The 22,311-nt window shown below is 44.6% G+C and carries 15 protein-coding genes; 6 read left to right on the top strand and 9 right to left on the bottom strand.

The genetic code is table 11. The features are described from left to right. Nucleotides 1-215 precede the first annotated feature (215 nt). Complete coding sequence (locus VFC92_02900; protein HZK07126.1) at nt 216-2,315, bottom strand: S9 family peptidase; 2,100 nt, start codon at nt 2,313-2,315, stop codon at nt 216-218. 270 nt (nt 2,316-2,585) lie between these two features. Here VFC92_02900 and VFC92_02895 point away from each other — a divergent pair, with 270 nt between their 5' ends. The 4 genes from VFC92_02895 (at nt 2,586) to eno (ending at nt 7,791) form a co-directional block, all read left to right on the top strand. Next, nucleotides 2,586-2,885, top strand: a complete 300-nt coding sequence (locus VFC92_02895; protein HZK07125.1) for a hypothetical protein — start codon at nt 2,586-2,588, stop codon at nt 2,883-2,885. 674 nt (nt 2,886-3,559) lie between these two features. Continuing rightward, nucleotides 3,560-5,578: a T9SS type A sorting domain-containing protein gene (locus tag VFC92_02890; protein HZK07124.1), complete on the top strand. Its 2,019-nt coding sequence runs from the start codon at nt 3,560-3,562 to the stop codon at nt 5,576-5,578. 89 nt (nt 5,579-5,667) lie between these two features. Continuing rightward, nucleotides 5,668-6,129 (top strand): hypothetical protein, encoded by a 462-nt coding sequence (locus tag VFC92_02885; GenBank protein ID HZK07123.1) that lies wholly within the window; start codon nt 5,668-5,670, stop codon nt 6,127-6,129. A 378-nt stretch (nt 6,130-6,507) separates the two neighbouring features. Beyond that, the gene (gene eno, locus VFC92_02880) at nt 6,508-7,791 is read left to right on the top strand and encodes a phosphopyruvate hydratase (protein HZK07122.1); all 1,284 of its coding nucleotides are present in this window, start codon (nt 6,508-6,510) and stop codon (nt 7,789-7,791) included. A 276-nt stretch (nt 7,792-8,067) separates the two neighbouring features. Here the strand turns inward: eno and VFC92_02875 are convergent, their stop codons facing one another. The 3 genes from VFC92_02875 to VFC92_02865 form a co-directional block, all read right to left on the bottom strand. Next, the gene (locus VFC92_02875; GenBank protein HZK07121.1) at nt 8,068-9,492 is read right to left on the bottom strand and encodes a sugar transferase; all 1,425 of its coding nucleotides are present in this window, start codon (nt 9,490-9,492) and stop codon (nt 8,068-8,070) included. Between the two features lie 12 nt (nt 9,493-9,504). Further along, nucleotides 9,505-10,377: a hypothetical protein gene (locus VFC92_02870; protein HZK07120.1), complete on the bottom strand. Its 873-nt coding sequence runs from the start codon at nt 10,375-10,377 to the stop codon at nt 9,505-9,507. Between the two features lie 82 nt (nt 10,378-10,459). Further along, nucleotides 10,460-11,431 carry a Gfo/Idh/MocA family oxidoreductase gene (locus VFC92_02865; GenBank protein HZK07119.1) on the bottom strand — a complete coding sequence of 324 codons (972 nt, stop codon included), beginning with the start codon at nt 11,429-11,431 and terminating at the stop codon, nt 10,460-10,462. Nucleotides 11,432-11,826: 395 nt separating this feature from the next. Here VFC92_02865 and VFC92_02860 point away from each other — a divergent pair, with 395 nt between their 5' ends. Next, a complete protein-coding gene (locus VFC92_02860; GenBank protein ID HZK07118.1) occupies nt 11,827-12,480 on the top strand; it encodes a protein-L-isoaspartate(D-aspartate) O-methyltransferase in 654 nt (217 codons plus the stop codon). Between the two features lie 194 nt (nt 12,481-12,674). On the opposite strand, the gene VFC92_02855 is transcribed toward VFC92_02860, so the two are convergent. The 5 genes from VFC92_02855 to VFC92_02835 form a co-directional block, all read right to left on the bottom strand. Beyond that, nucleotides 12,675-13,433 carry a LytTR family DNA-binding domain-containing protein gene (locus VFC92_02855; GenBank protein HZK07117.1) on the bottom strand — a complete coding sequence of 253 codons (759 nt, stop codon included), beginning with the start codon at nt 13,431-13,433 and terminating at the stop codon, nt 12,675-12,677. Further along, a complete protein-coding gene (locus VFC92_02850) occupies nt 13,430-14,503 on the bottom strand; it encodes a histidine kinase (GenBank protein HZK07116.1) in 1,074 nt (357 codons plus the stop codon). Before VFC92_02850 ends, VFC92_02855 begins: the two co-directional genes overlap by 4 nt. A gap of 456 nt (nt 14,504-14,959) precedes the next feature. After that, complete coding sequence (locus VFC92_02845) at nt 14,960-15,607, bottom strand: hypothetical protein (GenBank protein ID HZK07115.1); 648 nt, start codon at nt 15,605-15,607, stop codon at nt 14,960-14,962. A 160-nt stretch (nt 15,608-15,767) separates the two neighbouring features. After that, the gene (locus tag VFC92_02840; protein HZK07114.1) at nt 15,768-17,942 is read right to left on the bottom strand and encodes a TonB-dependent receptor; all 2,175 of its coding nucleotides are present in this window, start codon (nt 17,940-17,942) and stop codon (nt 15,768-15,770) included. 369 nt (nt 17,943-18,311) lie between these two features. Next, the gene (locus VFC92_02835; protein ID HZK07113.1) at nt 18,312-20,183 is read right to left on the bottom strand and encodes a hypothetical protein; all 1,872 of its coding nucleotides are present in this window, start codon (nt 20,181-20,183) and stop codon (nt 18,312-18,314) included. Between the two features lie 114 nt (nt 20,184-20,297). On the opposite strand from VFC92_02835, the gene VFC92_02830 reads away from it, so the two are divergent. Then, nucleotides 20,298-22,298 (top strand): hypothetical protein, encoded by a 2,001-nt coding sequence (locus VFC92_02830; protein ID HZK07112.1) that lies wholly within the window; start codon nt 20,298-20,300, stop codon nt 22,296-22,298. Nucleotides 22,299-22,311 lie beyond the last annotated feature (13 nt).

Here is a 22,311-nt window from a genome sequence, read left to right as displayed (position 1 = left end):
CCCCCCGACCCCCTTTAGGGGATTGAGGGGTAGCGCGAGCATTTGGAAAACAAAAATCATTATCTGTAAATTATGTTTTAAAAGACATCTGGTAATAAAACAAACCGGCCTCCGTCGCAAAGACAGAAACCGGTTTCTTTTAAACTGATTTTCACGGATCAGTGCAAATCTGTATCATCTGTGTTATCCGTGTTCTGTTTTCTATATTCTCTTTATTACTTCAACCATTTATCCAGCCAGGCAAAGAATGTGCGCTGCCACAGGATTCCGTTTTGTGGTTGGAGTACCCAGTGATTTTCATCGGGGAAGAAGAGAAACTCGGCCGGCACATCGCGCAGGATAGCTGCGTTGAAGGCTGTCATGCCTTGTGTGTAAACCACGCGGAAATCCTGCTCGCCATGAATCACAAGAATGGGCGTATCCCAATTTTGGACAAATTTATGCGGAGAATTTTCATAGACATCTTTGATGATCTTGTTGCTCTTTTCCCAGAAGGGGCCACCTTTGTCCCAGTTTTCGAACCACATCTCTTCGGTCTCCAGATATTGGGCTTCTTCGTTGAAGATGCCGTCGTGGGCGATAAATGCTTTGAAGCGGCCTTCGTGATTTCCGGCCAGATAATAGGCAGCCCATCCTCCCGCGCTGGCGCCGATAGCTCCCAGATTGTCAGCATCCACAAAAGGCTCTTTGGCCATAATATCGATAGCAGTGAGATAATCCTTCATGCTTTTGCCATGATAATCGGTGCTGATCTGCTCCTGCCATTCCTGTCCAAAACCTGAAACGCCGCGACGGCTCGGAGCTACGATGATGTAATCATTAGCAACCATAATCTGATAATTCCAGCGGTAATGGAAATCCTGGCTTAGCGGTCCCTGCGGTCCACCTTTGAGATAAAGCAACGTAGGATATTTTTTGTTGGGATCGAAATCAGGCGGGTAGATCACCCAGGTGAGCATATCCATGCCATCGTGGGTTTTCATCCATCTGCCTTCCGTTTTGCCCATCACCAGTTGATCGAGCAAGTCTTTGTTGGTAAAAGTGATCTGCTCTTCAGCGCCACTCACCGGATCGACCATAAACAATTCCGTAGGCGTCGCCATGGTTTGTTTGGTAGCCACCAGCTTATCGCCAGCCCAGGCAATGGTGCCATAGTCGTGCATGCCATCGGTAATTTTTCGCACCTCTTTGGCATCCATATTATATTCGTAAATCTGGAAAGTTCCCTGCACATCGCTTACGAAATACACCGACCGGCTGTCGGCCGACCATAGCAGGCTGCCCACGTTCTGATCGAAGTTTTCGGAAGCATAAATTTTTTCTCCGGTATTAATATTTAAAATAAAAAGCCGGTTTAGGTCCGATTCAAATCCATCGCGCTCCATGCTTTCCCAGGCAATGTAGTTGCCGTCGGGCGAATATTGAGGGGCAATATCGAAGCCCATCATGCCCTCGGTGGTATTTTGCGTTTCGCCGGTTTCGATGTTATAAATATAATTCTCGCTATTGGTGGAGATGGAATATGCTTTCCCCTCCTGCTTTTTGCTGGTGTAAACGATCGATTTATTGTCGGGCGAAAAGTTGACCTGCTCCATACCTCCCCACGGTTTCATGGGCGAATCCCAGGGCTCGCCTGATACAATGTCGGTGTGACCGCTAAGGGCAGTGCCGTTGTATTTGGCCACGAAAATATGGCTGTAAGTATCCGTCCAGGTATCCCAGTGGCGGTACATCAAGTCGTCGATCAGGCGGCCGGTTGCTTTGGGCAGCCCTTCGTAGATATCTTTAAACTTGTTCTCCACCGGGATTTCTTTGGTGTAAACGATCATGGATTGGTCGGGCGAATATTTAAACCCGCTGATGCCGCCATCGACATCGCTGATTTGACGGCGGCCGGTGCCGTCGGGGTTCATCTCCCACATTTGCATCGACCCGCTTTCGGTGGTAAGGAAGCCGATCTTTTTGCCATCCGGACGCCACAGCGCATTGTATTCGCTTTTGGCCGTTTTGGTGATGCGGCGTTGGTTGCTTCCATCGGCATCTACAGCATAGAGATCGCGGTTGCCTTTGTTTTGTTCGATACTGTAATAAGAAACACCGTAGAGGATGGTTTTGCCATCGGGCGAAACTTGCGGATCGCTCAGCCGGCCAAACGACCACAGCACCTCGGGCGTCATCCGGTTGCTGGTGAGGGTGAGCTGCGGCTTGTCGATCACGGCCTCATCCTTTGTAGCATTTTGCTCGGTGCCAGCCTGATTGCAACTGCTGATTACAACAGAAACCAGGACAATCATCAGAAAGAATAATTTTTTCATTGTTGAAATACGTTTTGTTATTAATAAAGTTAGAAGATGCGAAGATAATTCATTTTCAAAAGGTGGGCAGGTTTTGCCATGCGGCAGCCAATCAAAGTCTGCGATTTAAACGGTTTACCAAAGCATCTAAAACCAACCTGAGCGTAGGTTGAAATTTTATTTTGCAAAATACCAGGTGTAGGAATCTTTGTGGCGAATAAACAAGTTTCGGTAAACAATGGTTTTAGTAAGCAACACTTTTAGCAGTTATTTAAAACACAAAGATTTACAATGAAAAAGTTGATTTCAATTAAGCCGGAGCATAAAAAATACATCAGGCTGGTGGCCGGCATTCTAATTTTGTTGCTTGGCGGGGTTTTTATGTTGATCCCATTTATCCCGCTGGGGTATGTACTTGTCTTTGCCGGTTTGTTTTTATTAGCACAATACGTCCCCTTTCTGCGAAAACTTGTTGACAAACTAAAAAAGAAGGACAAGAAAGGAAGGATAGAAAAGGTGGAAAAAAAGATTAACGAAGCTGAAGAAATAATAGATGAAAAGCTTGTAGAGGACGAAAACAAGCAACAATAAACTGTGAAATTTATTTTGAGCCGTACCAGGTATTGGTATCCTTGTAAGCAAATAAGCAGGAACCCTAAAGGATTTCATACCACCCGCCGTTAACGCCAAGCTTAATAAACAGAAACGACAGACATAAATCGAAAAGTAAATCATAGCTCAGACAATGGATAACTTTGAAGAATACATACGACAGGGTGAGCCAAACAAAGCAGAAAAAGCGAAAGAGTTCATTTTGTTCCCATTGTAAATGACACTGTAAAAACGCAAAATGACACTGTAAATGACACTCTATTTTATTTGATAAAGCAAAATAATAAAATAACAGCAGTCGAAATTGGTGCGCGATTGAATGTAAGTTTAAGCACTACAAAACGAAGAATAAAAGAACTTAAAGAGAAGGGAATATTAGAACGTAAAGGGAGTGACAAGACCGGCTATTGGAAAATTATTGAACCATGAAAAAATCATGCAACACCAACGCAAAAAGGTTTCATAACAGAGAAACCCGGGCAAACGAACCCAGCCAGATTAGTTTTGTAGAAACCTTTTGGTTAAGGATGATGAAGGAATAAACGTAACATTACAAATACAAAGAGGTTAGATGCAAGCAAATGGATCAACAAAATTATTGATAAAACAAAAAAAGTGCGGCGTCAGCACGATAAACACTGACAAAAACAAGCATGAAAAAATTTACATTTATCTTAACAGTTTTAATTGCTACAGCGGTTGCGGCAAATGCCCAATGGCAGCAAACCAGCGGACCTGAGGGAGGAAGTGTCCTATCATTAGCCATCAGCGGAACAAATATTTTTGCAGGAACTTATGGTGGCGGAGTGTTTTTATCAAGCAATAATGGAAGCTCATGGACTGAGGTTAATAACGGTTTGCCAAGTACTAGAGTCCTTTCGTTAGCTATCAGTGGAACAAATATCTTTGCTGGAACTTCGGGCTACGGAGTGTTTCTATCAACCAATAATGGAGGCTCTTGGACGGCAACCGGTTTAACAAATTCTTATGTCCATTCAATAGCCATCAGCGGAACAAATATCTTTGCTGGAACTTCGGTTGGCGTATTTTTATCAAGCAATAATGGAAGCTCATGGACTGAGGTTAGTAACGGGATGGCAGGTATTCAAGTCCAAGCAATAGCCATCAGCGGAACAAATATCTTTGCAGGAACTTACGGCGGCGGCGTATTTTTATCAACTAATAATGGAAGCTCATGGGCTGCAGTTAATACCGGTTTGCCAAATCCTTATGTCCAAGCATTAGCCATCAGCGGAACAAATATATTTGCAGGAACTTTTGGACTCGGAGTATTTTTATCAACCAATAATGGAGACTCATGGACTGAGGTTAATGCTGGTTTAACAAGTATTTATGTCCAAGCATTTGCCATCAGCGGAACAAATATCTTTGCAGGAACTTCGGACGGCGTGTTTTTATCAACCAATAATGGCAGCTCATGGACTGAGTTTAGTAACGGCTTGACAAATGCTTTCGTCCAATCATTAGCCATAAGCGGGTCAAACATCTTTGCAGGAACTTATGGCGGAGTGTTTTTATCAAGCAATAATGGAGGCTCATGGAATTTGGTTAATACTGGTTTGACAAATACTGCTGTCCATTCATTAGCCATGATCGGAACAAATATATTTGCAGGAACTTTTGGACACGGAGTATTTTTATCAACCAATAATGGAAACTCATGGGCGGCGGTTAATAACGGTTTGACAAACTCTTGGGTCAGACCAATAGCCATCAGCGGAACAAATTTATTTGCCGGAACTAACGGAGGCGTATTTTTATCAACCAATAATGGAAGCTCATGGACAGAGGTTAATACCGGTTTGACAAATCCTTATGTCCAATCATTAGCCATCAGCGGAACAAATATCTTTGCAGGAACCTGGGGCGGCGGAATGTTTTTATCAATCAATAATGGAGACTCGTGGACTGAGGTGAATAACGGTTTTACAACTAATGCTATCAACTCAATAGCCTTCAGCGGAACAAATATCTTTGCAGGAACTTATGATGCCGGTGTGTTTATATCAAGCAATAATGGAAGCTTATGGACTGAGGTGAATACTGGTTTGACAAATCCTTATGTCCAATCATTAGCCATGAGCGGAACAGATATCTTTGCAGGAACTTCGGACGGCGTGTTTTTATCAACCAATAATGGCAGCTCATGGACTGAGTTTAGTAACGGCTTGACAAATGCTTTCGTCCAATCATTAGCCATCAGCGGAACAAATATCTTTGCAGGAACTCGGGAAGGCGGAGTATTTTTATCAAGAAATAATGGAGTCTCATGGACGGAGTTTAATGACGGCTTGACGAGTAACTCTATCTATACATTAGCCATCAGCGAAACAAATATCTTTGCTGGAACTCATAACTCTGGTGTTTGGAAACGACCTTTACCAGTGGGAATAGAAGAAATAGACATAAAAAACAGCATTGCTATTTACCCGAATCCTGCTTCTGAGTTTTTTACGATAAGTGTTGACACAGATGACAATACCTATAAAACATTGAATATTTTTAATGTGAATGGTTCATTGGTAAAAACTGAAACACTGAAAAAAAATCAACAGGAAATTAACATCAGCAAGCTAAGCAACGGAATCTACCTGGTCGAGATCAAATCGGAAAACTTTATCGGAAAACAAAAATTGATAATCCAAAGATAAGAGTGGCCTTTCTGGTAAAGGATGATGAAGAAATTAATGTAACATAGCGTTTACACAGAAGTTGTGCTTAATATTAAAAAAACAGACGAATGAAGATTAATGAGTTAAATCAAAAACCAGGCATTGAGAACAATGTCAAACTTAAAGAAACGTATATTCAGTTTGAAAAACTACTATCTGAATTGCGAAAAAGGGATTTGCCTGATAAGCTGGTTATGTCTATTAATAAAGACGTTGAAGAGATGAATTCAACTTCTATGTTAGGAGATGATATGGGAAAAAGAATGAAAAGAAAGCAAACTATGATTATCAAATTGCTTGAAAAAGAGGTTAAGTTGGTGCCAAAAAACTACTATCGAAAACTTTGGTTAGTTACTGGAATGACTGCACTTGGTATTCCGATTGGTGTTTCTTTTGGTGTTAGCCTTGGAAATATGGCTTTTTTAGGAATTGGATTACCAATAGGACTAGCAATTGGAATTGCTGTTGGTTCTGGAATGGACAAAAAAGCATTTGAAGAAGGTAGACAGCTTGATGTAGAAATTAAATAAAAAACTCCCGAAGGACAATCTGCCTCCGGGAGTTTTTTTTATTAAAATGGAAATGGTCACAGCTATGGAATGCGATTAACAAGGAAATGTTTGAAAATAAAAAAGGCTGTGCGGTTGTTCCCTGTCCAAATCATGCTTACTTTTGTTGGAATGAAAAATTAGGATTTTAAAAATGAGAGATTCAGATTGTAAAATGAAGGGAACCCGGGCAAGCGAACCCAGCCAGATTAGATTTGTAGAAACCTTTTGGTAAAGGGGAATGAAGAAATAAACGTAACATTACATTTACACAGAGGTTGTGTTCAAGATGAAGGAACACATCACGAGATTAATTAACTTTAATAAAAATAATAAATTTAAAAACAGAGGAATTACATAATGAAAATTCAAAAAGTAAAAGCAATCGAAATACTCGATTCAAGGGGAAATCCTACAGTTGAAGTGAACTTGCAACTGGAAGACGGAACATTGTCACGTGCTATGGTACCAAGTGGAGCATCAACAGGTGAACGGGAAGCGGTAGAAATGAGGGATGGCGATAAAAATCGTTACGGCGGTAAAGGCGTACTAAAAGCCGTGGCAAATGTGAATACGATTATCGCTAAAGAAATAGTAGGCAAATGTTTCCAAAGTCAGCGCGAATTAGATTACCTGATGATCGAATTAGACGGAACGCCTAATAAATCTAAACTTGGAGCAAATGCTATTTTAGCCGTTTCAATGGCTTATGCCCGAGCCAAATCATTAAGTACAAAGACAACACTTTATCAGTATTTAGGTGGAAGTAATGCTTACTTATTGCCAGTGCCCTGTATGAATGTTATAAATGGAGGTAGTCATGCTGACAACAATGTGGACTTTCAGGAATTTATGATTGCGCCGCACAATGCGCCTTCATTTAGAGAATCCATCCGCATGGGTGAAGAAGTATTCCATAGCCTGAAATCGGTTTTAAAAGCAAAAGGTCTTAGCACAGGTGTAGGTGATGAGGGTGGGTTTGCTCCTGATTTGAAATCGAATGATCAAGCTGTTGAAATGATTTTAGAAGGCATACATAAAGCTGGATATACACCCGGGAAAGATGTAAGTATCTGTCTTGACCCGGCTGCAAGTGCAATGTGGGAAAATGGGAAATATAAATTTTTCAAAAGCACACAAAAATTAGTTTCAAGTGATGATATGGTTAAACTTTGGGAAAGTTGGGTAAACCAATATCCGATTGTTCTGCTTGAAGATGGTTTGGCCGAAAATGACTGGGAAGGCTGGAAAAATCTGACAGATGTTCTCGGTAAAAAAACAGAAATTGTTGGGGATGATATTTTCTGTACCAATAAGAAAATCCTGGCCGAAGGTATTGAAAAAGGTGTGGCTAATTCTATCCTTATCAAACTAAACCAAATTGGTACTGTAACCGAAACGCTTGAAACCATTGAGTTGGCATACAAAAACTCTTACAATTGTTTTGTGTCGCACCGAAGTGGGGAAACCATCGACAGCTTTATTTCCGACCTCACCGTTGCAGTAAATGCAGGTCACTTAAAAACCGGAAGTGGTTGCCGTGGTGAACGCATAGAGAAGTTTAACCAGTTAATGCGGATAGAGCATGAACTAGGAAAAACATCAAGATTTGCAGGTATTAAAGCATTTAAAAACGCCAAATAATAACAGCAAATCAATAATAACAAAAACTCCCGAAGGCAATCTACCTCCGGGAGTTTTGCTTTATTAAAACAGAAACTATAACAGCTAAGAAACATAATTCGTAGTTTTTCAATTTTCACGTATTATCGTGCTCACCGGCAAGCAAATTCAACTTTTACTTTTTTTTAAGTTTAACGTTTCTATCTTGAATCTTTGAGAATAGAAAGTCGCCCTTACCCTCAGACTTTCGAGCGTCCGAAGGACCTCGAAACGTCCAAAAATAAAAGAGAGGCACTTCTATTTCCCACTCCCCTTCACAATGATTAGGACCGTGTAAAACATGATTTTGAAATCCATGGCAAGCGACATGTTTTCGACATACAAAATATCATATTTAAGCCGCTGCACCATCTCATCCACATTGCTGGCATAGCCAAATTTGATCTGTCCCCACGATGTGATTCCTGGTTTTATCTTAAAAAGCAAACGATAATGTGGGGCGCGTTTTACGATTTGATCGATAAAAAACTGGCGCTCGGGACGATATCCCACCAACGACATCCTTCCGGTAAGCACCGTAAAAAACTGCGGCAGCTCGTCCAAACGTACTTTGCGCATAAACTTCCCGACCGACGTAATGCGGCTGTCATCCTTCGACGACAACTGGGGCGTGTCCTTCTCGGCACCAACATACATCGACCTGAACTTTGGAATCATAAATGGTTTTCCGTGCAGTCCGATGCGCTCCTGAAAATAAAATGCGGGTCCCGGCGAAGAAAATTTCACAAACAGATAAAGTAAAATGTAAACAGGCAATAACAAGATGATGGCCACCAGCGAAGCGCTGAAGTCGATCAGGCGCTTGATGGATTCCTGCCAGGGCGGCATCATGTGCGGCGAAATCTGCACGAGCGGCTCCGTAAAAATGGAAGTCGTCTTTACGCTGCCCAGCAGATAATCCTGCATGGCTGGTATAATTTTGATGATAACATCGGTGTCTTCTATCTGCGTCAGGATTTTCTCGACCAACTGCGTTTCACTGCGTTCGATGGCTATCACCACCTCTTCCACCTTCAGCTCGCGCACCAGCCGGGGCAACTCCTTATAAAAGCCCAAATGCGGCAGATGATCAGCCAATTGATATTTGTCGTAAACACGCGCATTAACAAAACCAAGAAACCGGTTTCCCGACGACGGAAACTGTGCATCCAGCTGCTTGTAAAGATTCACCGCATTCTCATTACTACCTACGATAATGGTATTAAAACCAAGAACTTTATGGTGAATTTTCTTGACGGTTCGCGTAGTGATAAAAAGTCGGAAAGAAGCCGTAAAGACAAACTGCAGCAGATAAAGCATGGTGAACGACTTGTAATAGCTGGCGGGTGAGGAAACGACGTCGTCGAGCAGCAGCGTAAAAAAGATGATAACCACGCCAATAAATACCGTTGTAAAAGTGGCGGTGATCTCGCGGAGGCGCGACTTTCGGTAGATGCGACGGTAGCTTCCGGCAATTATGTAAAGAATTAGCCAGAACAGAGGCACCACCACCATGCCGCGATAGAAGTTGGGGTCGCCATAAATTTCGTGAAGATTGTGCAGCAGATCGGGGATTACCGAAACTTTACGATAAGCGAAGAAAAGCATCCAGGCCAGCGCCGCCGCGAGCCAGTCGGCAAAAACATACCTGGCCTGCTGAGTCTTTTTATTAAGTGTCTGCATCTTTCATCAGGTTTATCGGTGCATAAGTTTGAGATTGTCGAGATGGATGGTGTGCTGCTCATCGTCCGCGTCGATATAACTGCGGATCAAAACTTTAAAAGTGCGCGCATTAGAACTTTCGCGCAGTTGATCCGTAAGGTTGATATAAATCTTGTTCCACTCCTGCTTTGGATAAAGCACGATAATTTCTTTTTTGATGACCTGCGAAGGACTTTGTGCAATGATTCCCACCGAAAAAGGAGTGGTGTTTTTATAATGCATCTCGAGCAGCACCGGACGTCCGTCCACCGGCAAGGTATAGTCCTGGAAGGAGGCTGCCTCGAAAATTTTGTGCTGCCCATCGAGCTGGATAATGCCCGCAAAGTTTCCGCTAATGGCTCCTTCGGAAGTGCGGGTGATGAAAGCCTTTCCACCCAGGTTGGTAGTATCGAGCGACAGTGGTAACTCTTCAAAATCCTCTATCCAGTCGAAGATGGTGCTTTCGCGATAGGTAGTATGCAAATCCACATCAAGAATCGAATCGGAAATAAAATTGAAATCCTTGATGACAATGGGTTCAAAAAAAGGATTGTTGACGCGCGTGGTGGCAATGCCGTTGAGCTTGATGCCCGCCTCAATACGCAACTCGCCTTTGCCCGAAACCAAAACGGGCACCTTCACGGGCATCTCGAAAACGCCGATGGTGGCGCCGTTGGCAAATACCCATGCATCAGAAATATTTTGCAAAGGAGAACCCTGCGAAGGATTCGTTGAAAACTCGACATAATCTAACGAAACAAAGGCCGGAACGCCGGGTTCGAGATTTTCATCCGAACAGGCCGAAAAGAAAATCACCATGCTGCCAATCATCGTCAGCACCCACCATTTATTTTTCAAAATATTCATCCGCACATTGTTTGTTTTTAATTGAATTTCTGAAACGGCCGCCGCCCGGCTTATATTGTCTGTTGCGCCCTGCACCAGCTGTCTAATAGTTGATCTTTTCGAGGATGCGATAAGCCACCTCCAGCGCCTGATAGCCATCGTTGATGGTGACGGGCGGGGTAGCATTGTTGTTGATGGCGTTGGCAAAGCTTTCCAGCTCAACGATGATGGCGTTATTTGGCTCCACCATCGGTTTATCGATAATAATTTCCTTCATGCCTTTTCCCTTGCCCAGATCGAGCACCATAGCAAAAGGATCGTCGGGATCGCGATCGATGTCTTTCATTTGCACAATCTCAAGCTCTTTATTCAGAAAGTCAACAGAGATGTAGGCGTCGCGCTGGAAGAAGCGTGATTTGCGCATGTTTTTCATCGAGATACGGCTGGCGGTGAGGTTGGCCACGCAGCCATTGTCGAACTCAATGCGGGCGTTAGCGATGTCGGGAGTGTCAGAAACGATGGGTACACCGCTTGCGCTGATTTTTTTCACGTTGCTACGCACCACGCTCAGGATAATGTCGATGTCGTGGATCATCAGATCGAGGATCACCGGCACGTCGGTGCCACGCGGGTTGAACTGCGACAGGCGGTGCGTCTCGATAAACATTGGATTGTTGATGTATTTACCGGCTGCCAGAAAAGCGGGATTAAAACGCTCCACGTGCCCTACCTGCACTTTAACGCCAGCCTCGGCGGCAATCTTCATCAGCTCGCGGGCTTCTGCCGGAGTGGTCACAATGGGTTTCTCGATAAATACGTGGCGCGATTTGCGCAAAGCTGCTGCCGCACAATCGAAATGCGAAACGGTAGGCGTTACTATGTCCACCACATCCACGGCCTCGATGATGGAATCGAGCGAGTCGAAGTTTTTCAGCCCAAACTCCTCAGCCACACGGGTAGCCGTTTCAACGTTAGGATCGTAAAAACCCACCAGCTCGTAGTCGCTAATTTCGCGGATACATTTGATATGAATTTTCCCGAGATGGCCGGCGCCAAGCACTCCGATTTTCAACATAGTGATTTTATTATGTGGATGCAAAAGTAAGGATTTTGGCACAGCAGAGGCTAAGATAAGTTCCAAAAGTCAAAGGACAAAAGACAAATAAGTTCCAAATCACAAAAGTCAAACGTCAGTAGCTGGGGTAAACAATCACAATTAAACGGCTATCAATAACCCCGCCTTTAGACCTCACCCCCGGCCCCTCTCCAAATGGAGAGGGGAGCTCTTCTGCCGGGCTGATAGGGAGTATGTGTGAGTGAGCGGTTTGCTTTTCAACCTCACCCCCGAACTCTCTCCTAAAGGGAGTAAATGCCAATTGGAAGTTTTGGAACCTTCAAAAGCATCAACTTTTTGCCGGCCTCCCGCCCAAAATAGTAGCTTTGCAAGGATTTCAGTTTCTAATTTTTATCATGGATAAACCCGATACTTATCGCCACAAAGGCCTTCGCAAAAAACTCGTGGCACAGCTACAAAGCAAAGGCATCGCCGATGCACGCGTGCTGGAAGCCATCAATACGGTGCCGCGCCATTTTTTTATGGACTCGTCGTTTCTCGAATACGCCTACCAGGACAAAGCCTTCCCCATCGGCTCCGGCCAAACCATCTCGCAGCCTTACACGGTTGCTTTTCAGACAGAGCTGCTGGAGGTAGGTGAAAACATGAAAGTTCTTGAGGTGGGAACGGGTTCAGGATACCAGGCGTCGGTATTGCTGGCTTTGGGTGCAAAAGTTTACACAGTCGAACGGCAATTGCATTTGTACAAAAGAACAAAACAGTTTTTCGATCGCATGCGCTATCCCGCGCGCATTTTCTACAAAGATGGCTATGAAGGACTACCTGCCTTTGCTCCTTTCGACCGCATCCTTATCACAGCAGCCATTCCTGTCATCCCCGACACACTCAGGCAGCAGCTCAAAGATGGTGGAATGCTGGTGGCACCGGTAGGTGAACAGGGCCTTCAAAAGATGACCCGCATCATCCGCCACAACGACAACGACTATGAAGAACAAATCTTTGGCGGCTTTGTATTCGTGCCCATGCTGCCCGGGAAAGCAGAGGATTGATTGGACTTTAAAGTTTAAATAAACCGCTGAGGCGGAGAGAAAGAGAGATGAAGAGACGGAGAGACGGAGAGAAAAGATATAACAAAAGGTTTCTTGATGGCACTTTTGCGGATAACCAGTTATTTGTCTTCCTCCGCGACTCTGCGCCTCTGCGGTTAAACTAGTTTCTTTTCATTTTCACCACTGGCAAACACTTATTCACCACCGTCAAGCCACTCCTTGAATTTTAAAACACGCTCACGGGCCACCACAATCTCCTCGTCCAGGCCTTCCACTTCAATTTTGAGGCGGCTGTTGGACCATGCGTATATTTGGCCACAAGCCTGAAGGCTAACAATGAACTTGCGGTTTACCCGATAGAACTTTCCGGGATCGAGTAACTCCTCCAGTTGGTCCAGGCTAAAATCGACAATGTAATTCCGCTTGTTTTGCGTATGGATAAAGCTGGCCGTGTCGAAGCTATAAAAAGCTACGATTTCGGAGGTGCTGATGGTTTTTATCTGCTCACCAACCTTTACCATAAAGCGACTTTTGTACTTTTTTGCTAAGGGATAATTTCCAGCCATCATCCGGATTATCTGTTGCATATCCGGCTTTGCGCTAAGGCTTTCCAGTTTTTTTAATGCCTGCTCCAGTCGCTCCTCCTCAATGGGCTTCAGCAGATAATCGATCCCATTGGTATTGAAGGCTTCGATGGCATATTGATCGTAAGCTGTGGTAAAGATAATTGGGCATTGCACTTCGACCTGCTTAAATATTTCAAAGCTCAGCCCATCGGCCAATTGGATGTCGGAGAAAATTAAATCGGGGGTTGTATTGGATTTCAAAAATTTCACACTATCCCGCACCGATTCCAAAGTATTTATAAGTTCTGCTTCCGGCGCTAATTTTTCGAGCAACTTTATTAAGCGGTTTGCTGCGCGGGTTTCGTCTTCGATAATCAGTACTTTCATGCTCGTCCGATTTTGATAAGTGGGAGTTTTACAGTGAAGGCAGTGGCTGTTTTTTCGATTTCGATTTCCTTATTTGAAAAAAATGCGAACTGCTGCTGCAGGTTTTTCAATCCCATATTGGTAGATGCATCTTTAGCCGTTTTGGCTTTTAACGAATTTGAAACTTCGATATAATCGCCATCCTTCCTAATATCAATTTTTAAGGGGTAAGCATCCGAGACTTCATTGTGCTTCACTGCATTTTCGATCAGCATTTGAATACTTACCGGGACAATCATTTCTGCCTGTGCCGCATCCACATCAATATTGATAAAAAGCTTGTTTTCAAATCTCGTTTGCAATAAAAAGGCAAAGGATTTTACAAATTCAATTTCATCACCAAGCGGCACCAACTCTTTATCTCGGCTTTCGAGCACGTACCGGAACAAATGACTTAGTTGCCGGATAAACTTCACGGCAGCATCCTGGTTTTCATACACCAAATCGGTGAGCACATTAAAGCTGTTGAACAAAAAATGAGGATTAATCTGATTGCGTAAAACCTCGTATTTGTGGGCCATCATTTCGGTATTGAGCCGTTCGGCACGTTTGAACGAATCTTTCCAGGCTCTAAAAAATCCGATGGCGGTAAAGGTCATGGTTATCACAAAAGAAATACCCACAGGATAAAGCACCCAATTCACAGCCCACCTCCACGTAACTGTCGGCAACTCACCCTGCACCAGGAAAAAGAAAAGTGTTTGGATAAAATAAAAGGCAATCGACGAATAAATGACCAAAGCAACAAGGCCGGCCAAAGCTCTTTTTGCGGGCTGCTCGATCCAATCGATTTTTTGGTCCAGATAGTTAAAAATGAATCCGTGTCCCAGCCATTGGGTCGTGCAAATAGTGAATGACCAGCCAAAAGAAATCAGAAAGTTGTGAAGACTTTCAAAAGAGTTCCACATAAAGGCCAGCATTATAAATAAGCTGAGCAGGAGATTGGCCAAAATGAAAGTAGCTACCTTATTGAAAGGATAAAGTGCCGAAAACCGCTTGGTTTCCTTCTTTTTGATTTCGATTGTTTGCATGGAGCAAATGTATTTAATAATTTAGAGTATTGGTGTCTGGTTAAAACCAATAGACTCTTCAATACGCTACTAATGACAGAACCATTTTCATAGCCCTAAAGTCATGGTGTTAATGATCTTGGTTTTTTGAAATAGATTTCTCCCTCCAAATTTGCTTCGCAAATTTTCCAGTCGAAATGACACGCTATGTTAGGAATTGGGGGTGGAAGGTTCGGGCGCTGTGCGTCCGAACCTTCCACCCCCACCCCTTTCCGCGCCAGTCGTGTCATTTCGATCCGCCAACTGGTCGGAGAGAAATCTATTGCATTCCAATTACCTACAAGAACTTGTCATTCGTATCCGCCAACCGGCGGAGAAGAATCTATTTATGGAAAATTATTTTCATCGGGCAACAATGAATTTGGATCATCCGCTTTAAGCGGGATAAAACAATTTCGTAGAGTGAATACTATTTTTCTACCTCTCCCCACATTGTTCCATAGTATCGACTAACTGGCCTTTGCCCCAGCGGGGGTGAATTGGGGATTTCAGTTGATAATTATCCCATCCATCATAAAGCACGCGGGCTTTTTGGCAAGGGACAGAAACGTCGCTGCCAAAGTAACTGGCCGTTCCCATCTCGTTGGCTATCTGCATGTATCTTGCCCGTGGGTTTTCGGGTTCAATACCCAGGGCTTTGCCTATGGATTGGGCTGAAAGCGCACCGTATTTTTGGCCTCGGCTCATCGGATCAACCACCAGCCTTGCAGTGTAAAGCATGCCCTGCATAACATACACTTCCGATTCGGAGGGAGCCAACTCCAGCATCTTTGCTACGGATGTTTCGGCCACATCCAGGTATTCGTCTTTTTTTTCCGGATTTTCATTTTCGCTAAAGCTCATCAGAATATAGCATTGTGCATGGTAATAATAGGGCAGCCACTCAGTTTTTTCGGCCTGGGCTATCATCATAAATTTGTTGGCCAGGCTCTGGTAATCTGCTACCGATTCCACCTGGGAAAATCCGGCGAGGGTTTCGCCCATTTTTTCCTGGTACTTGTTTCCGCCGGCATACGACGCCGCTGAAATTAAAATTGCTGTGATAATTAGTGTTACTTTTTTCATAATTAATGATGTTTTAAATGTTTGTTATTTGTTAATTGTTATTTGTTAATGGTTCATTGCGATCCGCCAGCTGGCGGAGAAGCAATCTGTTGTTTTCTTAGAACTCTGACGACTCTCCTCTCTCCTCTCACCTCTCATCTCTCACTTCTCACTACTCATCCTACTCTATTTTATCCATCTGGTTTAAATCTCCTCTTTTGGAGAGGGTGATAAAGCACGCCACCACAAAGAAACGGTTGGAACCGGGAATTATCGGTTCACTTGCATAGTAGCCCTCAGCATTGGCCTGCATGGCAAATCGCTCTCCGTAGTCCTGCTTAAAACCCACAACATTGGTGATGGCTGCATAAAAAATGATATTCTCTCGATGTAAGTATGTGATGTTGATATCCATGGTTTGATAAGGAATGGTTTGGCGATTCTTGAATCCCGGTACATTGGGATCGTGAAACACACGTGGCGAAGCAAATTTGTAGCTCATGCCTGCCAAACAGCGGATGTCATCAAACCAATATTTAAAAACTACCGACAAGTTGTGCTTGCTTGCGAAATCGGGTATCGCGCGATACGGGTAGTTTCTGAAATCGCGCTCCGTTTCCAGATAGCTATACGAAACCCAATATTCGGCATTCCTAAAGGTTTTGTTGTCGCGCCAAAACACATCCAGCCCATAAGCATAACCATCACCCGAATTTGAATACGCGTTGACACGCGAAAAAGTTTCCGGATTTACTTTTACAAGATCTTGGTAGGCCTTGTAATAAATCTCCGACCGCAAGGTTCGATTATTTTTTATGGATTGAAAAGTCAGGATGTAATGATCGGCACGCTCCGGCTTTACCTGGCTGGTATAAAGCAAATATTGGTCTAAAGGATTTTGATAAAACCACCCGTAAGCCAGCGAAACCTGGCTTTGCGCTCCAATCTTGTAGGCGGTAGAAAACCTCGGCGAAAAGGTGGCAGCATCCAGATGGCCATTGTATTCGAGCCTTCCACCCAAACGGCTAACAAATTTGTTGGACAGATAAATTTCGGCCTCGGCAAAAGCAGCCGGCGATACATCCTGATAACTCGCCTTCAGGCTGCTGTCTCCCTCGCTAAATTTACTGTCATATTGCCATAAAAACAAATCAGCCCCCAGCCTCACATTAACTTTATTTTGGCTAAGCTGATGGATAAAAACATTTTTATAATGCAGGCCACGCAGGTTATCATCCATCATGTTTTGACCGTAAGAGGCCTGATCATGGCTTTCGCTCACAGACAATCCGGTTTTGTAAATCCACTTTTGGCCAAGGGGCGTATTCCAAGATCCATTGATATAGGTATTGTCGTTTTTTATGGAGTAGGCAACCTGCTGTCCGTCATTATTCAGATCGCTTTGCATGAGCGACATTGTTGTGGTGGTGAAATTGCCATAAAGCTTCATCATGCCTGACGAACCGGTTTCTTGTCGCAAACTCACTTCCGAGCTTAGCGATTCCGGGGGATGGTTCCAGTTGTAGTTTTGTGGCGCGATGCTCATGTAAGGTTTCAAATTGGTATAATCGATCGTGGCAGTTATGGCTCCCTTCCGCCATGTTTTGGTTCCGGCCAAACCCGCGCTTACAGTTAGAAGCGAAATATTCAGTTCATCTTCGGCAGGCATATCTGTAGTCGAAAGTTGCAAAACCGACGATAAAGCCTGTCCGTATTCTGCCGAATAGCCACCGGTGCTAAAAACTGTTCCCTTAAACATGAAGGGATTGAACCGTCCGCGCACAGATGTTAATGGTGGTGAAGAATTATAAGGTACATGCACCAACATGCCGTCGATGTAGGTCTGCGACTCCTCGCTGCTTCCACCTTTCACAAATAATTTTCCTGACTCGGGATTGGCTGAAGTGCCGGGAAGCGTTTGCAAAGCTCCAAACACGCTACCCATTGCACCGGCCGTAGTAACCATGTCGAGCGAAGTCATGCTTGCCGAGCGCCGGGCATCGCCAGCCTCAAAGGTACCGGCGGTAATCGTAACTGCCTTCATCTGATTGAAGGCCTCATGCAAAACGACATCAATATGAATGGAAGAGTTATTTAAATCAAACTCCTTTTCAAATCCCTCAAAACCAATGAAATTAATCCTAAGTGTATGCTTCCCCGTTTCGTTGGTTTTAAAAGTAAAATTGCCCTTTGCATCACTCGAAACCCCGTCGTATGTTTCTTTCAGGTAAATGTTGGCACCCGTCAGAGGCTCGCCGCTTTTGTCGTGCACCGTTCCTGAGATAGAGCTTTGAGCCTTTCCATTTAGGGCTATTTGCATTAAAATAAAAATGAATATCAGATATTTGTTAAGCATCGCATTGTTATGTTGATGATAATGCGTGCAAATGACGGGGTGGAATCAACCAAATAAAAATAAGAAGTATTGAAGTGTCGGATTTTAGGATTGAATTGTACTTTTCCTACCCGATTTCACCTAACCCATGCTGTCCGGGAAAGTGGAGGATTGATTGAACTTTAAAGTTTAAATAAACCGCTGAGGCGGAGAGACGGAGAGATGGAGAGAAAAAAGAAGAAAACAAAAGTTTTCTTGATATTGCCGTTACGGTGAAACAATTTTAGTAGCCCTCCTCCGCGCCTCTGCGCCTTTGCGGTGAAAGAAATTATGTCGTTTTCCCCCGCCTCTCCAGTAAAAACCAGAAATAAATCATCCTTCCGGGCCAAATCACTCCTGAAGAATCAAAACATCACCCAAGTTTAATTTAATAAAATACGCCCTTCCGGGAATAAGCTGGTCAAGTGAATGAATATCGCGTTCCGGCCAGAAAACTTTAGTTCCGGCTACTTCTTTTATAGCCACCAGATTATTACCGAGATTCTCTAAAAGCTCCTCCGTCGCCACGTAGCGTCCGACGGGCACTGGCAGAAGATTCCAGCCAGCATTCAGAATTATTGTTTTCTCAAAAAGTGGAAATCCCTGAAAGTCGATGGTGAAATCGGCATTGCATTTTATGAGATAAGATGCGCCGGCCTTCCAAAGCGGCGCCTTGATAAGTCCGGCCTGCGGACAATAGACGGAAGTGCTGTCTGCGTAATAAATAACATGCTGCAGGTTGTTACCGAAAAGGGAAACAGCGGTCGGGTAAATGGGTTGTAAAAACGAAGAGACCGCCGACCAGCCCGCTTCGATTGTGAGCGGAAAGCTTTGCAAATAATCGGCCTGCAAGCGTGTGAGTGCCGAGGACCCCCCCGCTACAAACAAACCATCCGCAGCGGAGTAAGCTTCGTTAAAATCTACGGAAGTATAATATTCATTCATCAGCGGCATATTGAGCACTTTGAATAGGAGCGGCTCACCGCCAGTAAAACCTTCCTTATCGGGCGTAGCAGGATTATCACCATACAATTTTAATAAAACATTGTCGATCCCATTCCATTGCTTGTATCCGGCACATCGCTCGCTGTTGTTGTCCAAAAAGAAAGCGCCAATGTAACTGCCGGCCGCCAAAGGCTGACCAAACAAAGAAGGCTGACAAGCCAACGGCACCAGCACCTGATGAACGCGGGAGGTGGCCGTAAAACTCCAGGACTGTGGCAACGGCGCTTCAGGGCTTTCTATGTCCAGCTTAATCATTACCGGCATGTGATCGGAAAACTGATAAATGGCCTGGAGCACAGCTTGCGGCGCTGAGAAATTGGGCGGGACGAGTACGGAGCCGTCAAATCGCTGCCCATCCTGCCCGGCAATAACGTAACTGTCGTCGATGTACGCTACCGACGCATCGGTTTCAAGCATGCCGGGGCTTACCAAAATAAAATCGAAACGGTCGTCGATGCCGCCGCCGGAAGCACACCCGTTGCTGTTGATACGTGTGGATTGGGTATGCACCGAAGCAAAAGCCGGATTGATGTGCCAATTACCTTCCATGTCGACAGGATCGGTGAATGGTGCCACAGCGTTGGATGATGCTGCCAAAAATTGCCAGGCAGGCTCTGTAGCTTTTTGCAAATTCAGATCGCCGGCAAGCATACATGCATCGGTGATGTTATTAGTATTAATAAAATCGGCAACAGCCTGCGCCATTACGCCGCGTTGCTCTTTGTCGGAGCTGGTGCTACCTGCTTTGAGATGCGCTGAGATGATCCAAAGAAAAATAGTATCGCCGGTAAGTGCCACCGGGCGATGAAAAAGCCGGTAGGCATTGATGTCGCGAGGGATGGTGGGAATCACTTCCTGCCGCTCCAGCCCCAGTTTATCGGCACGATAATAAAGCATGTTGATGATGTCGCTGCCCGCCAGGTTGGTTGCTTCGGCACGCAAATAGCCGGTGCGCCCCGAAACATTGAGCGCTTCATTTAAAATCTTATTCTGATAAAAAGCCTCCGTGCCTATCTCATTTACGGAAAGGATATCGGGCAGATAATAATCGATAACGGTTTTGAGATGGGCGGTTTTTGCATCGGGCGGATTGTTGTAAATGGTGCAGTAACTCGTAAAGTTGCCATAGTTGAGCAAGTTGTAATGCATTACTGTGAGGGTGTCGGCCAGGGCGGTGAAAGAGATCAACAAAAAAGACAAACCTATCAATTTTCTCATCTAATAGTGGTTTTAAAAAGCAAAAGGCGAAGATAGCGTAAAACATCTTTTATCTTTGCCGTGTTGCCGTCGAAGCAGATTTTTCTATTTTTACGCAAAGTTTTTAAAAACAATATGACCTGTTCAGCCTTCTTAAAACCTTCCGTAAAACTGCTTCAGCTCATGTTGTTTTTGATGTTGTTTTCGTCGCTGCATGCTCAGCAGAAGAACCGGAGTGTTACGGATACCATTTTTATAGAAAAAGGCACTCGGATAAAAATTTACGATAGCACCTACACTTTCAAAAACGACACTACGCTGATTTTTAATGACTCGGTAATACGGCAAAACGACGAGCTACGAACCTACCGATTGCGCCGGATGCTGAAAGAAAAAACGCAGGGCAGCCGTCTGACCCGCGAATTGTATGCGGCTACTTTTGCCAATCCACACAAAGAACCGAAAGAAGATACCGCAGCCATCGAAAAACCGGAAAAGCGTTTTGAGCCTTATGAAGGCAAAGTTATCCGCAACATCCGATACCTGGTGCTCGATGCCATTGGCCCCACGGTGATGGATACCGCTTACCAAACGGAGTCGAAGTTTTTCCGGTGGCTTAACAAGACCTATCCAGCTACCAGAAATTATGTAATCCGTGACAACTTGCTTTTTGGCGAAGGCGACCGGATAGAACCCTACCTGATGAGCAACAGTGAGCGGCTGCTGCGTGAGCTGCGTTCGCTTAACGATGCCCGCATCCGCGTTGTGGACAACGTGGCAGGCAGCGACTCGGTGGATGTGGTGGTGATTGTTAAAGACATCTATCCTTACGGAGCTTCATTTCGATCGTCGGGAATTGATAAGTACAAAATTGATTTGTACACGGTTAACCTTATGGGCTGGGGACATTTTTTCACCAATACCTTTACGCTGATGCCTGTCAAATCGCCCTATGTTCGCTACAGTTATCTGGGTTATGAGGTTCCCAATATCGGCGGGTCGTTTATAGCTGCACAGGCCATGATAGATCGCGACGAAAACACGGAGCTGCGGCGATTGCAAGCCACTCGTAAATATGTGCCTACAAAGTCGAGTTGGGGCGGGTTGGCCAAAGTCGAAGATAAGTATTACAGGCTCGACAGTAAGTACAGCTACCCGCCGGATGCTGAGGACGATTCCGGCAAAATCTATCAGATCCATTATCATAACATCGAAGGTGTGGCAGGTTATTCGTTTGCTTCGCATCCCAACCCCGCCGAGGCCGCCGAATATCTGGTGCTGGCAGCCCGCTACAATTACCTTCATTACCTCCTCCGTCCTACTACCCGCCGGGATACCAACATCCGATACCAGCACCGAGCCGACTTTCTGGGGTCGATATCATTTGTTCGCAACGACTATTACCAAAGCAAATACATCTATGGATTTGGCATCACCGAGGACATCCCTTACGGTTTTAATCTCACGCTGACAGCCGGCTACGAACTGGCTGAATTTTTCAACCGGCCGTATGGCGGCATCTCGCTTTCGGCAGGCGATTATCTGGATAAGTTTGGCTACCTCTACATGCTGGCAGAAGCCGGTGCCTTTATTGATGATCACCAGCTAAGACAAGGCCTTTTCAACTTCAGCACACACTACTTCAGCAACCGTTTTAAATTCTCCGAAAAATACAATACACGCTTGCAGTTCCGCATGTATTATTCGGCAGGCATCAATCGCTATCGCAACGAAAAGATGTATGTGCAAAACCTCAACCAGATGGGTGGCCTCAAATTGTATAAGTTCGACGGCAACCAGCAGCTCAACATCACCACCGGCATGGTTACCTACACCCCCTGGATAATCTATGGGTTTCAGTTTGCGTTGGAACTTTTCTATGAAGCGAGCCTGGCAGGCCCCGCAAACCGCCCCATTTATAACAACAAACTATATTCGGGCATCGGGGTTGGGGTATTGATTAAAAACGAAAACCTGGTATTCCAAACCCTCGAAATAAAGCTGAGCTGGTTTCCCCATCCTGCTGACGGAAATGCCTTTATGGCTCAGACAAACTCGCGCCCACGTGGTGAATTCCAATCGTTTGAAGCCACAAAACCACACATCATTCCATACGATTTTTATTACGATTTCTAAAATAAACAGAACA

The sequence above is a fragment of the Bacteroidales bacterium genome, assembly GCA_035647615.1.
GTDB lineage: Bacteria > Bacteroidota > Bacteroidia > Bacteroidales > 4484-276 > SABY01.
Note: the sequence above shows the minus strand (reverse complement) of the source record. Positions and strands in the feature narration are given on the sequence as shown.